Annotated in this window: 16 protein-coding genes and 1 pseudogene; 13 read left to right on the forward strand and 4 right to left on the reverse strand. The window is 37.0% G+C overall.

Going from position 1 to position 14,695, the window contains the following annotated elements:
• The 5 genes and pseudogenes from Q0W26_RS05080 to Q0W26_RS05100 form a co-directional block, all read left to right on the forward strand.
• Positions 1-285: pseudogene (locus Q0W26_RS05080) on the forward strand (ATPase); the annotation flags it as partial.
• A gap of 46 nt (positions 286-331) precedes the next feature.
• Positions 332-832 carry a ferritin gene (locus tag Q0W26_RS05085; protein ID WP_298523106.1) on the forward strand — a complete coding sequence of 167 codons (501 nt, stop codon included), beginning with the start codon at positions 332-334 and terminating at the stop codon, positions 830-832.
• A 38-nt stretch (positions 833-870) separates the two neighbouring features.
• Positions 871-1,521 carry an adhesin gene (locus Q0W26_RS05090; RefSeq protein WP_298523107.1) on the forward strand — a complete coding sequence of 217 codons (651 nt, stop codon included), beginning with the start codon at positions 871-873 and terminating at the stop codon, positions 1,519-1,521.
• Between the two features lie 125 nt (positions 1,522-1,646).
• Entirely contained in the window at positions 1,647-2,639 is a 993-nt protein-coding gene (locus tag Q0W26_RS05095) for a beta-ribofuranosylaminobenzene 5'-phosphate synthase (protein ID WP_298523109.1), read from the forward strand.
• 19 nt (positions 2,640-2,658) lie between these two features.
• Entirely contained in the window at positions 2,659-3,822 is a 1,164-nt protein-coding gene (locus Q0W26_RS05100; protein ID WP_298523111.1) for an MFS transporter, read from the forward strand.
• On the opposite strand, the gene Q0W26_RS05105 is transcribed toward Q0W26_RS05100, so the two are convergent.
• The 3 genes from Q0W26_RS05105 to Q0W26_RS05115 form a co-directional block, all read right to left on the reverse strand.
• The gene (locus Q0W26_RS05105) at positions 3,819-4,472 is read right to left on the reverse strand and encodes an ERCC4 domain-containing protein (RefSeq protein ID WP_298523113.1); all 654 of its coding nucleotides are present in this window, start codon (positions 4,470-4,472) and stop codon (positions 3,819-3,821) included. The two genes, Q0W26_RS05100 and Q0W26_RS05105, sit on opposite strands and share 4 nt — an antisense overlap.
• 159 nt (positions 4,473-4,631) lie before the next feature.
• A complete protein-coding gene (locus Q0W26_RS05110; RefSeq protein WP_298523115.1) occupies positions 4,632-5,072 on the reverse strand; it encodes an acetolactate synthase in 441 nt (146 codons plus the stop codon).
• Positions 5,073-6,374, reverse strand: a complete 1,302-nt coding sequence (locus tag Q0W26_RS05115) for a phenylacetate--CoA ligase family protein (RefSeq protein ID WP_298523118.1) — start codon at positions 6,372-6,374, stop codon at positions 5,073-5,075.
• A gap of 213 nt (positions 6,375-6,587) precedes the next feature.
• Here Q0W26_RS05115 and Q0W26_RS05120 point away from each other — a divergent pair, with 213 nt between their 5' ends.
• The 5 genes from Q0W26_RS05120 (at position 6,588) to Q0W26_RS05140 (ending at position 9,286) form a co-directional block, all read left to right on the forward strand.
• Positions 6,588-7,295 carry a DUF2162 domain-containing protein gene (locus tag Q0W26_RS05120; RefSeq protein ID WP_298523119.1) on the forward strand — a complete coding sequence of 236 codons (708 nt, stop codon included), beginning with the start codon at positions 6,588-6,590 and terminating at the stop codon, positions 7,293-7,295.
• Between the two features lie 13 nt (positions 7,296-7,308).
• Complete coding sequence (locus tag Q0W26_RS05125) at positions 7,309-7,953, forward strand: MotA/TolQ/ExbB proton channel family protein (RefSeq protein WP_298523121.1); 645 nt, start codon at positions 7,309-7,311, stop codon at positions 7,951-7,953.
• A gap of 7 nt (positions 7,954-7,960) precedes the next feature.
• A complete protein-coding gene (locus Q0W26_RS05130) occupies positions 7,961-8,284 on the forward strand; it encodes a DUF2149 domain-containing protein (protein WP_298523123.1) in 324 nt (107 codons plus the stop codon).
• Between the two features lie 106 nt (positions 8,285-8,390).
• Positions 8,391-8,828 (forward strand): hypothetical protein, encoded by a 438-nt coding sequence (locus Q0W26_RS05135; protein ID WP_298523125.1) that lies wholly within the window; start codon positions 8,391-8,393, stop codon positions 8,826-8,828.
• Positions 8,829-8,968: 140 nt separating this feature from the next.
• On the forward strand, positions 8,969-9,286 hold the full coding sequence (locus Q0W26_RS05140; RefSeq protein WP_298523127.1) for a transcription factor S: 318 nt from the start codon (positions 8,969-8,971) through the stop codon (positions 9,284-9,286).
• Between the two features lie 9 nt (positions 9,287-9,295).
• Here the strand turns inward: Q0W26_RS05140 and Q0W26_RS05145 are convergent, their stop codons facing one another.
• Positions 9,296-10,342, reverse strand: a complete 1,047-nt coding sequence (locus tag Q0W26_RS05145) for a LytS/YhcK type 5TM receptor domain-containing protein (RefSeq protein WP_298523129.1) — start codon at positions 10,340-10,342, stop codon at positions 9,296-9,298.
• Positions 10,343-10,475: 133 nt separating this feature from the next.
• On the opposite strand from Q0W26_RS05145, the gene Q0W26_RS05150 reads away from it, so the two are divergent.
• The 3 genes from Q0W26_RS05150 to Q0W26_RS05160 are packed head-to-tail and all read left to right on the forward strand — an operon-like array spanning position 10,476 to position 14,500.
• Complete coding sequence (locus Q0W26_RS05150) at positions 10,476-12,032, forward strand: ClC family H(+)/Cl(-) exchange transporter (RefSeq protein ID WP_298523130.1); 1,557 nt, start codon at positions 10,476-10,478, stop codon at positions 12,030-12,032.
• Positions 12,033-12,533: a nitroreductase family protein gene (locus Q0W26_RS05155; RefSeq protein WP_298523131.1), complete on the forward strand. Its 501-nt coding sequence runs from the start codon at positions 12,033-12,035 to the stop codon at positions 12,531-12,533.
• Positions 12,534-12,547: 14 nt separating this feature from the next.
• Positions 12,548-14,500, forward strand: a complete 1,953-nt coding sequence (locus Q0W26_RS05160) for a HEAT repeat domain-containing protein (protein WP_298523132.1) — start codon at positions 12,548-12,550, stop codon at positions 14,498-14,500.
• Positions 14,501-14,695: the final 195 nt, after the last annotated feature.

The following is a 14,695-nucleotide window of genomic DNA, read 5'->3' on the forward strand; positions in this document are numbered from 1 at the left end:
AATATTGTGTATGTTGAACTTTTAAGGAGAGGATATAAGGTATTTTTCACAGAAAACAGGGAAAAATATGTTGATTTCCTATGTCATGGCAATCATCGTTTCATAGCAATACAATTCGATCATGTTTTCACAAGCAAAACAATCGTCGAAAAAGAAATTGATTTTCTAAATTCCAATGCCGAACGTTACGAAAAATATATAATTACTACGAGGGATTATGATTTTTCAGGCTATGGGGTAAGCCACATTAACATAATCGATTTCCTGTTGGGCGATGAAATTTAAAATAAGTATATATTAAATTACATACAAATTCTATATTGGTGATATAATGGTATCCGAAAATATGGAAAAAGCTTTAAACGGACAATTAAATGCTGAAGTTTACTCTGGATATTTATACTTATCCATGGCAGCTTACTTCGAAGACGAAGACTTAGCAGGATTTGCTTACTGGATGAGAGTACAGGCAGAAGAAGAACTGGAGCATGGAATGAAATTCTACGATTACATCATAAGAAGGGGTGCTTCAGTAACTTTAACAGCTATCGAAGCTCCACAAACAGAATGGGATTCTCCAGTAGCAGCATTCGAACATGTGCTTGAACATGAAAAAAAGGTTTCAGGCCTCATTAACGATTTGGTTGATTTAGCTATTGAAGAAAAAGACCATGCAACCAACAACTTCCTGCAATGGTTTGTTGAAGAACAAGTCGAAGAAGAAGAAAACGCAATGGAATTGGTTGCAAAAATCAAACTCGCAGACGGCGACAACAGATTAATCTATGAATTGAACAAAGAATTAGGTGCACGTGCACCTTCCGAAGACTAGATTTAAATCTAGTCATTACTTATTTTTTTGGTGATTAAATGAGTTATCCTAAAGGCCCTACCGATGCTGCACAGGTCGATTCTACACAGTATGATGCCAGATTATTGGGCAAAAACGAGTTGGGCAGCGTACATATTCATGGTCCTTTCGGTGATGAAAGCTCTGAGGTTAAAATCGCATACCTGATTGGGATGCATCCGCTTGAAAGCAAATCCCACAGGACTCTATTTGAGAAATTGACATCTAAAGAGGACTTGAAATACTGCTATTATCTCTATAACATTAACGTCAACGATTCAGGTTCCGAAACCGAAGGAAGGCTTGAAGGCCAGCTTTTAGCCCAGGAATTTGTAAAGGATGATATTATCAATAATGAATATGACTTGTTTTTAGACATCCATTCAAATCGTGGCCCTAACGGTCCTGGCGACTATCAGATTACTAACTTTTTATTCGCACCGGGTTTTGATGAAAAGTCAACAGGATTCATGAATGAAATTTTAGATAATTTTTCAGAAATTGTCTATTATGCTCCGGAATTCAGATCAAGCCCGCCATACATTACAGAGCCTACTGCCGAAGCGGGAATTCCTACACTTGTATATGAATGCTTTTCATGTGAGAATATGGAATTTAGCTATGATTTGGCTTTGAAATTGGTTGAAACCGTTGATGGATTGAAATTTTAATAAAATGCCTATTGAGAAAGATTAATTCTCTTTTTTAAATCATTTTTCATAATTTTCATGGCGATTTCCATGAAAAGTATTAAATAATGTTAATTATATATTTTTATTAGTATATTTTTAAGGAAGTGAAAAAATTGATTATAAGGGCACCTTCAAGAATTCATATGTCCCTCATTGATTTGAACGGGTCATATAGAAGAGTAGACGGTGGTATTGGTCTAGCATTAGCTGATCCACAATTTGTATTGGAAGTTGAGCAAATAGAAAGCGGAATAGAACTTGAGTTTTTAGATAGCGTAACCGATGAGGAAGCTATTCTCGAATGCCAAGAAAAGATTCCGGACGCAGCTCAAAAGACTATTGAACATTTTAATATTGATTCTGGTTTTAAATTTATCGTACATCAAACTTACCCACCGCATTCAGGTTTTGGAAGCGGAACACAAATCGCAGTTTCAACAGCTCATCTGATTACCGAAACAATGGGCATTGAAGTTGAAAGTCGTGAATTAAGTACCATTGTTGGAAGGGGCGGAACCTCTGGAATTGGAACCTACACTCACGATTTAGGAGGATTCATCCTGGACGGCGGACACAGCAAAGAGGAAAAACCTCTGTTCTTGCCTTCCGGCGCATCTAAAGCTAAACCTGCAACATTGATTGCAAGATATGATTTTCCTGAAGAATGGAAGATATTAATTGCCATTCCTGAAATTGAAAAGCACATGGAAGGGGATGATGAAGTCGATGTTTTCCAAACCTATTGTCCAATTCCAAAAGAGGAAGTTGAACAGGTATCTCATCTGATTTTAATGAACCTTGTTCCGTTCATGCTTGAAAAAGACATTAAAAACTTCGGATGGGCTGTTAGTGAGCTTCAAAAAGTTGGTTTCAACAAATTGGAACACTCATTGGATGCAAGTTATCTGCCAACTATGCAGGCAATTGAGGATTTGGGAGCATATGGTGTAGGTATCTCTTCATTCGGACCAGTTTTATATACTGTATTTGATGAGTCCAATGAATTCATTGTAGAAAAAACCAAAGAGCTTCTTGATGGTAAAGGAACTGTCTTTGTCACCAAAGCTCAAAATCACGGATTTGTTATTGAAAAATAACATTTTCCATTTCTTTTTTATGAAATACAATCCTAAAATTCTGCTCTACATATTGATGTTGGCAACGCTTGGGATAAACACTCCATTAAGCATTGTTGGGATTATTTCACAGATTTCAGATTATTTCCAAACTTCCATTGCCGTTTCCGGATTATATGTAAGTTCATTCACATTCACGATTGCAGTTTGCGGGTTGTTCATACCAATATTCTTTTCAAAGTTCGAAAGAAAAACAACATTCATTTCCATTTTAGGCGTTTTTGCAGTAGCTAATCTTGCAATTGTGTTTTCCAGCAATTTATATGTGTCATTATTCTTCAGGATTCTATCTGCAGTTTTCTATCCTGCATTCATTTCAATTGCACTGACGGTTTGTGAGGAAATCGCTCCTGAAGGCGAAAAGCAGGACTACATTACCAGGATACTTCTTGGAATATCCGTTGGAAGCATTGTTGGCCTTCCGATAACTACTGGCCTTGGAACAATATTCGGATATCAGATTGCAATGCTGTGGATATTTGCAGTCAACTTCCTGACATTGATATTGATACTGCTGTTTTTCCCAAGGATTCCCGGAAAGTCAAAGGCCTATGAAGCACCTCTGTCTAGTTTGAAATCAAAAGAATTTGTTTTGGCATCACTAGGAATAGTCATGATGCCGATTGGGGCAAGCATAGTCTACAATTACATGCCCTATTTTCTCCAGACGGTTAGCCACATTTACACATATAATTTAAGCATTCTTCTTTTTGTTTACGGTTTGATTTCCATATGCGGAACTTGGATTGGCGGTAAATTGATTGTGTATAGGGATAAGGCCACATTATTGGTATTTCAATTGGTATGTGCATTAGTATTTGTTCTTTTCTATCTGTTTGCACAGTTTTTGATTCCTGTTTTGATGCTGTTCATGATATTCGGTGTATTGGATGGAATGGGATACAATCTTATCCAATATATCGAGGCGTCAGTGCTGCCGGATACTCCCGAACTTGCAAATGGTGTGTTTTTAAGCATATTGAACGGTGGAATTGCATTGGGAATAGCAATCGGAGGATTTTTAGTTGATGGATTTGGCATAATGTCAATATTCGTTGGAGGGCTTGCATTTCTGATTGCTGCATTCATCATGCTTTACTATGTCATCTCTGTTTTGAAAATTGATTTGAAATACAGCAGTTAACAGTTAATGTTTGTAATTATTTTTTGATCGGTTATCGGACCTACTCCTGACACTTTCAATAGCTGCTTTGTTGTCAATCGTGTTAAGTCGTCAATTGTTCTCAAATCGAGTTTTTTGCAAATGGAATTGGCCTTAATCTTGTCGACGCCATCAATCAGCATTAAGAAGTTATATGCCACATTGTCGGTTTTTGATTGGGGTGTTTTTTCCAGAGCTTTTTCCTCAAAGCAAATTTGTGCATGTTTTTCCATTATCGGAAATGACAGCTCCTTGTTTGGACTAACAAGGAGGGTGGTAAAGGTGCTTAGCCTTGCCATGCTTTCAAATATTTCAGAATCTTTAATTGTTATTCCCATTTTCTTCAGCTGATTTTTTGCCTTGTTTTTTTCGTTTTCGTTCCATTCCAAAACAACAAAATGATATTTGAAATTTTTGGCTTGTCTTATGGCCTGATCAAATAGTCTGCCTTCATGCATGCTCCATACAAAATCATAGGATGTCTTATATTCAAAAACAACTTCTTCTTTATTGTTTGTGAAAATGAAGTCTCCTATCTTCAACTCTTCAATGATGATTTTGTATTTTCTTGTGTAATGTTTGATTGCTATGCATATTCTGGCAGTCTCTCTGCAGTCAATTTTAATTATCATTTTATCATTACCTTTGATAATATTAGATAATGGATAAATAAATAATTTTTCTTTGCTTTAAGGACAATTTTACGAACTCAAAGCAATTTTTAAAAAAAATAGGGTTATTTCAATAAGTATATCTATATGGTGAGGTTAAAAAATGAAAAAAATGAAGTTTTATAAATTATAAACTTCATCAGCAGGAACAACTGTTATGTCATTTTCTTGCATGACAGATGCCAATTTGTCAATGTCTTCTGCATGAAGCAGTAAAATGGCTTTTCCTTCCTTTTCATGTGAAAATGCATAAAGATATTCCAAATCGATTTCATTGTCTTTAATGATTTTTAAAACTGTTGTAAGTCCTCCAGGGGTGTCGTTCATTTCAACACCGATGATATCGGTAATTTTCACCAAAAAGTTGTTTTCTTCAAGAACTTCTTTTCCTTTTTCAGGATTGTCTACAACAAGTCTTAAAATACCGAATTCAGAAGTATCAGCCATGCACATTGCACGTATATTGACATTTGCATTGCTAAGTACTTCCAGCGGTTTTGACAGGCTTCCCATTCTGTTCTGTAAAAATATTGATAATTGTTTGATTTTCATTTCTCTCACCTAATGCAAGTTTCTCTCATCAATCACTCTTTTTGCCTTTCCTTCAAATCTTGGAAGGCTTTTTGGTTCTACTAATGTAACTTTTACTCTGATTCCTGTTTCGTTTTCTATTGATTTTGCGATTTTCTGCTGAATTGACATCATTTCCTTGACGCCGTCAAAGAAAAGGTCCTTTGAGGCTTCCACTTTGACTTCGATTTCATCTAATGTTTCAGGTCTTGTAACTATAATCATGTAATGAGGCTCTACATCGCCAACCTTAAGCAATGCTTTTTCAATTTGTGACGGGAAGATAGCTACTCCCTTAACTTTAATCATGTCATCGGATCTGCCTGTGATTCTGCTCATTCTTGCATGGGTTCTTCCGCAGCTGCATTTTTCATAGGTAAGTTTTGTAAGATCCTTTGTTCTGAATCTGATGACTGGCATTCCTTCCCTTTCAAGATTGGTCAATACCAGCTCTCCAGGCTTTTCACCGCCAATTACATTACCTGTATTAGGGTCAATGATTTCTGGATAGAAAATGTCTTCTGCTATGTGTAGGCCTTGCTGAGCTTCGCATTCGACACCGACACCAGGTCCCATGAGCTCTGTCAGGCCGTAAATGTTATATGCTTTGCATCCGAAGATTTCTTCAACCCTTTGTCTGATTTCTTCGGTCCATCCTTCAGCTCCAAATCCGATTGCTTTGATTCCTAATTCCTTTGGGTCGATTCCGTCTTCAAGGGCAATTTCTCCCAGATGTATTCCGTAGGATGGGGTAAATATCAGTCCGGTAGTTCCAAAGTCCTTCATGATTTCAATCTGTCGTCTTGTCTGTCCGGTTGATATTGGAATGATGGCCGCACCGACCTTATGTGAGCCGTAGTGGACTCCAAATCCGCCTGTAAACATTCCGTATCCGTGGGTATTCTGGAGAATGTCGTCTTCGCCGATTCCCATCATTGTCAAACCACGTGCAATTGTTTCCGCCCATGTGTCCAGGTCTTTTTTGGTATATCCTGATACAACCGGTTTTCCTGTGGTTCCTGATGATGAGTGCAGTTCTTTGATTTCCTTGATGTCCACTGCAAACAGTCCGAACGGATAGCTTTCCCTCAATTCGTCTTTTGTGATGAATGGGAGTTTTTCAATGTCTTTTAAAGTTTCAATATCTTCAGGGAAAACTTCAGCTTCTGTGTACCTTTTATTGTAATATGGAATCTTGTCAAAAGCTCGTTTGACAGTGGCTTGAAGTTTCTTTAGTTGTAGTTCTTCAAGGTCTTGCCTTGGCATGGTTTCAATTTCTTCGTTCCAAAACATGTTTTGCCTCATTTTAATTAATATTCTATATATTATTTTTTACTGACTATAAAATTTTCTTTAAAATGTAAAATTTTTTAAATGTTAATGAGAAAATATTAATATTGCTGTTTGTTTTTATGAACATCGATTTTTTTAAAAAATTTATATACTTTATTATAGTAATAATTAAATGTAATTAATTAAATTTAATTTGAATATGGGGAAATTAATATGGATATGATGAGTATTTTATGGCAAGTTGGTATTTTCGCATCTGTCATTGTCTTTGGTATAAAAATAGGGCTTGCATCAGGTTTGGCTGATTTGTCCAAAAAACTGTTTGCCGCAATTTGTATTGCATACGGTGGTGGAGTTGTCGTAATATCAGCTATTGCTTCATTGTTTGCAGATCAATTGATTCAGGCTATTTACAGTTATAATACAATATTTTACATCATAATGGCTTCCATTATGATTATTGCAGGTCTCTTCACTATACGTGAATGGAAAATACATGACAAGAATACTTCCACTGCAACTTCTCTGGCAATCATTGCGCCTTGTCCATGCTGTTTCGGTTCAATCATTGCAAGTGTATTGGTTGTTGCACCAACAATTGGTGTCAGTTCACTTAATTTAAGTTGGTATGCCGCAGCCGCTTTGGTTGGAGTCATGATCGTGACTTACCTTGCATCAAATACAATCATTAGATTTATCAAAAAACCATATCCTGTCGTTTTAGGAAATTTCATGTTGCTTCTCGGCGCATATTTCTTGCTTTCAGCTATTGTGATTCCAAATATCGCCAGCGTTTTGACTAAGAATTTAACTCCTATTACTATTGGTTCTCCTCAAGACATACTGATGATTATTTTAGCGTTTGCTATTTTATTAGTTGGTGGCGTTTTTATCACTAAAAGACGCAGTATTTTAGATTAATTGGGTGAAAAATATGGCTTTAAATATTCCAGGTGGAGAATTTTTAACAGGCTCTCTTGATGTTATTTCTCAAAGTTTGACAATTCCTGTTCTTATCATATTGCTTGTAATTGTTATAATCAGTATCATTTCATTGGGAGGAATAATTGCAGAATATACCTCAAGGAGAAAAGTTCCTGTTGGAACAATTAGGGATTTGATTTATGAGATTAATGCTGCTGAATCACATGAAAAGTTAAATGGTGTTATTTCTTCAGCTAAAATTCCAAAATCTCAAAAGAAGGTATTGTCTGAAATTGCATCTTCCAGTGAGTTAGGTGATTCCTCAAGAGAGGCTTTGGCTCGTAAGTTATTCGAATTTGAAGAAGAAAAAACTGAAGACGCTTTAAGAAAGACTGATATCATTACCCGTATTGGACCTACCTTAGGTTTGATGGGTACTTTAATCCCGATGGGTCCTGGTCTTGCGGCATTAGGTGCAGGTGACATTAACACCCTTGCAAGCTCCTTGACAGTTGCGTTCAACACCACAATCGTAGGTATCGGTTCCGGTGCATTATGTTACGTCATCGGAAAGGTAAGGTCCGGTTGGTATGACAGATATTTATCTGATTTGGATGCTTTAATAGATGCAGTTCTTGATCGTATGGGTAGATAGTGATTTTATGGTTAGAAAAAACGGAAGGCGAAGGTCTAAAAGGGTAGAAGAAGATCCGATGGCAGGTACATCTAACCTTGTGGATGCAATGCTTGTTATTGCCGTTGGTTTTTTGGTTTTTGTTATCATTAGCTGGAACATGCAGGCAATGATTGACCCGGACCAGAACATCCAGGAACAGATGCAGCAGAAAACCATGACTGAAGTGGATCAGGGCCAGCAGTTGAATGAAACTCCTGACACCTCAAACAGCTCAGGTCAGGGCTATACCGAGATGGGTAAGGTCTATAAAGACCCTGCAACGGGTAAGCTGATTATGGTGGAAGGTTGAACCTTTCACACAAAACTTTTTTTTCACTATTTTTTCAAAAATCCTTATATGTTAAAAGGATAAATATAATATTGATATTATATAAGTAATTTTTAGGTGATTTTTAATGGAGAAGGGTAATCTTATAAGGGTTTTGATAATGAATTTCATATCTTCATTAATTATTGCTATCATTACCAGTGACATTTTTTATACGTTCCACCTTATCGGAGGGATGTATTTGGGTAATCTGTTCGGATTGTACTTCTTAGTCGTTTACGGCGTAAACAACATTGTTGAAGCGGAACAGGTTCCAAACAATTATCTCAGATTCGTTCTTGTAATACTGTATATCATACTCTTTGACATTGCATTCATCATTATCGTTCCATTGCTTTTCGGACCGAATGCGTTTCCGGCAACAGAGATAATATCAATCAATTATAACGGAGTTCCGTTTGAATTATTGTTAAGCAGAGAATTCTATCTGGCTCTTTTTGCTGTGGTAATGTTGATATTCAATTTCCTGATATACAGACGCCGAAAGAATATTCATCATGAATAAATCTGATGTTGATATAAACAATTCATTTTATTTTTCATCGTGATTTTTGGTGGGATTATTGCAGGCATTTCTGAATAGATTATTTTATAAAGAGGTTCAATTAAATTAATACTTACGAATTTTAAATGGTGTTTTGTGATATGGAATTCTGTCCTAATTGTGGTAAGATGCTGATGCCGAAGAAAGGCAAGATTAAATGTAGATGCGGATATGAAAAGTCCCTAAGTGATGATGCTATTGAAAAGCAGTATACCATGGAAGGTGAAAAAAATCCTCCAGCTGAGGTAATAGTAACTGACAATAACAATGTTGCATTGCCTACCACAAGAATAACCTGCTATAAATGTGGCGGAACAAAAGGATACTGGTGGACTGTTCAGACAAGGTCCGCTGATGAGGCCCCTACAAATTTCATTCGCTGTGCAAAATGCGGAAACACATGGAGAAGTTCCAATTAGGTATTAAAATCAATTTTTATGGGAATTGCTGTTTGTTTTCTCATTTTTCAAATCTTTAACTTCATTTTCTAAATCTTTGATTTTTTCATCGTTTTCTTTTAATTTCTCTTCAATTGCCTTGATTTTTAATTCTTCATCGCTGAGTTCAAAATCGCTTTTTTGATTTTGTTCCCATATTACTATTGAAAATAAGAGCATTCCCACCACAGATGCAAATAACATTATCGGATAGATGTCTTTGACAAATGGGAATGAAATGTCCGGTGGAGTTAAGAGAACTATCATCAACATCTCAAATCCGGTAAATAAGAACATCAAAGCAATAGATTCCTTTAAGTTAGGGAATCTTTTACCGTTCCACAAAAAGATCAGGCTTCCGATAATTCCGCTGATTACGGTTGATATTGAACATGGCAGGGCGGTGATTCCTCCCAGAGTGAATCGGTATGCTCCGGATATTATCCCTACAGGTATTCCTACAATTGGGCCTCCAAACAAACCGCTTATCATAACAACCAGGCATCGAATGTTTGCGGGAGTGTCATTAACGTTCATATGGACATATGATGCAAATAGTCCAATCAGTGCAAATATGACTAAACATGCCAATTGATTTTTTCGTGTAAACTTTCCCTTCAAAATCCCCTGGAATGATTTCAGGTTAATTGCAATGAGAATGAAAATCAAAACTGCAGATAGATATTTAAACATTTCCAAATAAGGATCTAAAAGTGTTGGTATGCTGAGCTTTTCTCCAAAATAAGATGTCAGAATTGCTATTGCGCATATTAAAACCAAAGTTGTCATTCCATATAAGGGATGGTCTCCCAAATCTTTCAAATTGGGTAATCTCAGTGAAATGAATCCCAGAATGATGATGGTGGCTAGGACTGCTGAAACATCTTCAAGGGTTTTAATATTGAAGTCCATTCCGATGTTTGAATAATAATTAATTAATCCGGCAAAAAGCAGGATGTTTGAAATGATTAATATTAAAAATAATATGTTCTTTTTCAGATTATTCTTGTTTGTTGTTTTTAATTTATTTTTCAGCATATGTGTCATGTTTTAAAAATTTCATTGGACACTTAGTATATTGGTTATGTGGTTTTTTAAATATTATGCAAATTTCAAATTCACAACAATTATGATAATTTATTATATGATTTAAAATAATATATATTAAACAATGAAAGCTCTTGAAAAAACATTGAAATCCGTGAGTGAAAATCCGAAATACATATTCCGTTTAACCGTTCAGGGCATAATGGTAGGTATATTTGCAGGATTGATGGTATGCTTGTACCGTTTTTTACTTTACGGTTCAGAACATGTTTTAAGGGAGTATTTGAATATAATACATGGAAATGTATTGTACATTATTCTTTTTTTCATTGCCCTTGCGCTCATGGGTCTTTTGGTTGACTTTCTCACAAAATGGGAAGTTGATTCTTCCGGAAGCGGAATACCTCAGGTCTATGCCGAGGTAAAGGGACACATGGAAGCGAATTGGGCAAAGGTACTGTTTTCTAAAATTGCAGCAGGAGTTCTGACTGCTTTGGGCGGTCTGTCACTCGGCCCTGAAGGCCCGTCAGTTCAGATTGGTGGTATGGCAGGAAAAGGAGTTGCAAAACTTTTCAAAGGTTCCAAAACCGATGAGCTGAGATTGATTCTTGTAGGATCAGCTGTAGGTATCACTGCAGCATTCAACGCACCTCTTGCAGGTGTGATATTCGTTTTTGAAGAAATCAACCACGGGTTTGACAAGACTCTAGTTTTCATTGCGCTGGTGTCCGCTATCGTTTCTGATTTCATATCAAAGGCAATATTCGGTCAGGCTACAGCACTGACATTTCCTGTTTTAAACATTCCTCTTGAATCATACTGGATTTTAATTGTTTTAGGTCTAATAATAGGGCTTTTGGGATATGTCTACAATGTGGGGATGATCAAATCCTCAGATTTGGTTTCAAGGCTTAAAATTCCTTCATGGCTCAAATTCGTTTTTGTCTTCATGGTTTCAGGCATTGTAGCACTGACAATACCTGAGATAAGTGATGGGGGACACTTCATGATGGACATCCTGGGAGTAGCGATGCCGTCACTTGGAGTACTGGTATTTCTATTGGTTTTAAAATACCTATTTTCAATGTTTTCATTTTCATCAGGAGCTCCTGGAGGCATATTTCTGCCGATTCTTGTGCTTGGAGCATATATTGGAGCTGCATTCGGCTCTGCAGTCATACCTATATTCGGCTTTGAGCAGGATTTGATATACAAGTTTGTAGTAATTTCAATGGCCGGATTTTTCGCAGCAACCGTCCGCTCTCCAATCACGGGCGTTGTGCTTATTGCCGAGATGTGCGGTTCAACCGAATCTCTGGTGGCGATGATTATCGTCTCCCTAATAGCATATGTTGTTCCGACACTTTTAGGAAACGAACCTATTTATGAATCATTATATGACAGGTTGCTTTTATCCAAAAACAGGGAGTTTGTAAGAAAGCCTTCAAAGCATGTCCTAAGTGAATATGTCGTTCCTCTGGACTGTAATTATATCAATTTTAAAATCAAGGACATTCCATTTCCAAAAAATGCTATTGTGGTATCTGTAATCAGAAATGGGAAATATGTAATTCCGACAGAGGACTTTCACATCAAATACAGCGACCAGGTAAACATCTTGACTGATGTCAATGACTATCCGTATGTACGGGAGGAAATTGAAGAATTGTTTGGTGGTTAAATGAGTATTGTATTTAAAAGACACAGTGTTCGTAAGTTTACAGATGAAGTCGTAAGCGATGAGATAATCGAAAACCTGCTGAAAGCGGGAATGCAGGCTCCTTCTTCCTGCAATTCACAGCCATGGGAATTTATTGTAATAAGCAAAAAAGAGGATAAGCAAGCGATTTCTCAAATGCACAAGTTTGCAAAGCCTGCTGCTGGGGCATCTCATTTGATAGTGACGTTAGGAAACCTCAACAGTGCAAAAGTAATCCGAATGATAGAGCAGGATCTTGGAGCATGCAATGAAAATATTCTCCTTCAGGCAACCCATGAAGGATTGGGGGCCGTATGGTTGGGCTTTCATCCGATAGAGGACAGGACATTAAAGCTGAAAGAATACCTTAACATTCCTGATTATTGCATTCCTTTTTCAGTAATCTGTGTAGGATATCCTGCACATGAAAGCGAAATAAAACTAAGATATGATGAATCAAAAGTTCATTTTGACAGATATTGACGGTGGAATTTTAGATGGGATTAATCGATAGAATTATTAAACCAAAATGGAAAAATGACGATCCTAAAGTAAGGATTGATGCAGTCAAGAAATTGGATGACCAGAATGCATTGCATGATGTTGCAATAAATGACTCTGAAGTTGAAATATGCCTTGAAGCGGTAGCGCGCATTAGAAACGATTCTATTTTGGCAGACATTGCTAAAAATAGTGAAAATATGGATGTTAAACTCGCAGCAATCGAGAGAATAACTGATGACCAAATCCTGGCAGATATTGTAAGGCAAAACGATGATGATGAAATCTCCAAAACCGCATCCAATAGCATTACAAGCGCACCAGTGCTCAGTGAAATTTCAAATCTTGACAGTGAATCTGAAAACAGCCTCGCAGTTGTTGAAAATACTGGAGACTTAAGCGTATTGGAAGACATAGCAAAAAATGACGGCAATGCAATAATCCGTCTGGAATCAGTCAAGGGAATAACCGACGATGATTTGCTTGCAGACATTGCTCTAAACGATGAAAATGCGGCAGTTCGTCTTGAAGCTGTTTACGGACTCAACAATGAAGAGGTTTTAGCCGAAATTGCCAAAAATGATTCAAATGAAACTGTATCTCTTGAAGCCATTAAAAGAATTTACAAGCAGTATTTCATTGCAGATGTTTCTAAAAACAGTAAACATTCCATAATCCGTCTTAAAGCCGTTGAAAAACTGTCTGATGAGGATGCTTTGATTCATGTGGCCAAAAATGATGATGACTCATCAGTTCGCTTTGAATCCGTAAGAAAAATCGATGACGAAAATGTACTGGCGGAGATTGCAAAAACCGATGATGAACTATTTGTACGTGAAGAGGCAGTGGGCAAAGTCAATGGTGATGAGCTGCTGGCAGATATTGCAATACATTGTGAAGACTCAGTTGTGGGTTTAAATGCAGTAAAAAGGATTAATGATAAAGACCTTCTTGAAGACGTCTCATTGCTGGCAATCGATTCATGGGTTCGAGTCGAAGCCGCAAGAGGAATTGACGATGTAAGAGTTCTGGTTGATATAGTAAACAATGACCGTGATCCGTGGGCTCGCCGTGAAGCTTTGAAAAGCATAACCGACGAAACCATAATCGAGGATGTTGCCCGCCATGACAAGAACTATTTTGTCCGCCTTGATGCTGTCAAAAGAATAGATGATGAAATTATTCTATCTGAAATAGCCAAAAACGATGAGAACTTCAACGTCCGTCTTGAAGCTCAAAAAAGAATGCATGATGAAGAGCTGCTGATGGATATTGCACAGGAATCAGAGGACTCATGGCAAAGGGAAGATGCAGTAGATAACGTTCACAATGACAAGGTGCTTTTGGACATTCTGGAATATGACGAAGACCCGTGGGTACGTCTTGAAGCATTGAAAAGCGTAAGCGACAAGGATGCCATCGAAAATGCCGCAGTCAACGACAAGAATTATTATGTCCGTCTCGAAGCTGTAAAAAGAATAGATGATGAAGAGCTATTGGCAGAAATTGCAAAAAATGATTCCCATCAATGGGTTCGCCACCAGGCAGCAGACATGATAAGAGATGATGAAATCAGAAATGGCATTGAGGCCGAAGTCGATGAAATTGATGTTATCGAAGCCCGTGAAAACGAAGCATACAGGAAACTCACAGATTTCACTGTCAGCGAATTCGAACGCCAAATCTATGTTGATGACATTAATGACGAAAAGCTTCTGAGAATGCTTGCACGTGATAGGAATCTCTATGAACTCAGAATCAAAGTTATTGAAAAAATCGATGACCAGGAATTTCTAAAACAGCTCTACAGGGATACTCCTGAAGGCCATATCAGAAGAGCTATCGTGGATAAAATTGAAGACAAGGAATTCCTGCGATTCATATACAATAACGACATGGACATCGGTATTGTCAATCAGGCATTCACATTGCTCGGCGATGACCTATAGCAAAAAATTTTCATTAAGATAACTTTTAAGGGGGTGAGTTTTTCTCAGCCCTTCTATTATTTTTAAAACATTATTTCAATAATTACTTTAAATTGTATTTTTTCTAAATAAAGATTATTTTTAAGCTGAATTCGTAATACTCTAAAATTCAACAACACAATAAAGAAATATAACTTTTATATACTGAATAAAACA

Source organism: uncultured Methanobrevibacter sp., from assembly GCF_947169325.1.
GTDB lineage: Archaea > Methanobacteriota > Methanobacteria > Methanobacteriales > Methanobacteriaceae > Methanocatella.

Coding starts and splice junctions, on each gene's coding strand:
- Q0W26_RS05090 (WP_298523107.1), top strand. CDS start 871: ATGAGTTATCCTAAAGGCCCTACCGATGCTGCACAGGTCGATTCTACA.
- Q0W26_RS05140 (WP_298523127.1), top strand. CDS start 8,969: ATGGAATTCTGTCCTAATTGTGGTAAGATGCTGATGCCGAAGAAAGGC.
- Q0W26_RS05135 (WP_298523125.1), top strand. CDS start 8,391: ATGGAGAAGGGTAATCTTATAAGGGTTTTGATAATGAATTTCATATCT.
- Q0W26_RS05145 (WP_298523129.1), bottom strand. CDS start 10,342: ATGCTGAAAAATAAATTAAAAACAACAAACAAGAATAATCTGAAAAAG.
- Q0W26_RS05085 (WP_298523106.1), top strand. CDS start 332: ATGGTATCCGAAAATATGGAAAAAGCTTTAAACGGACAATTAAATGCT.
- Q0W26_RS05105 (WP_298523113.1), bottom strand. CDS start 4,472: ATGATAATTAAAATTGACTGCAGAGAGACTGCCAGAATATGCATAGCA.
- Q0W26_RS05120 (WP_298523119.1), top strand. CDS start 6,588: ATGGATATGATGAGTATTTTATGGCAAGTTGGTATTTTCGCATCTGTC.
- Q0W26_RS05115 (WP_298523118.1), bottom strand. CDS start 6,374: ATGTTTTGGAACGAAGAAATTGAAACCATGCCAAGGCAAGACCTTGAA.
- Q0W26_RS05125 (WP_298523121.1), top strand. CDS start 7,309: ATGGCTTTAAATATTCCAGGTGGAGAATTTTTAACAGGCTCTCTTGAT.
- Q0W26_RS05150 (WP_298523130.1), top strand. CDS start 10,476: ATGAAAGCTCTTGAAAAAACATTGAAATCCGTGAGTGAAAATCCGAAA.
- Q0W26_RS05100 (WP_298523111.1), top strand. CDS start 2,659: ATGAAATACAATCCTAAAATTCTGCTCTACATATTGATGTTGGCAACG.
- Q0W26_RS05160 (WP_298523132.1), top strand. CDS start 12,548: ATGGGATTAATCGATAGAATTATTAAACCAAAATGGAAAAATGACGAT.
- Q0W26_RS05130 (WP_298523123.1), top strand. CDS start 7,961: ATGGTTAGAAAAAACGGAAGGCGAAGGTCTAAAAGGGTAGAAGAAGAT.
- Q0W26_RS05155 (WP_298523131.1), top strand. CDS start 12,033: ATGAGTATTGTATTTAAAAGACACAGTGTTCGTAAGTTTACAGATGAA.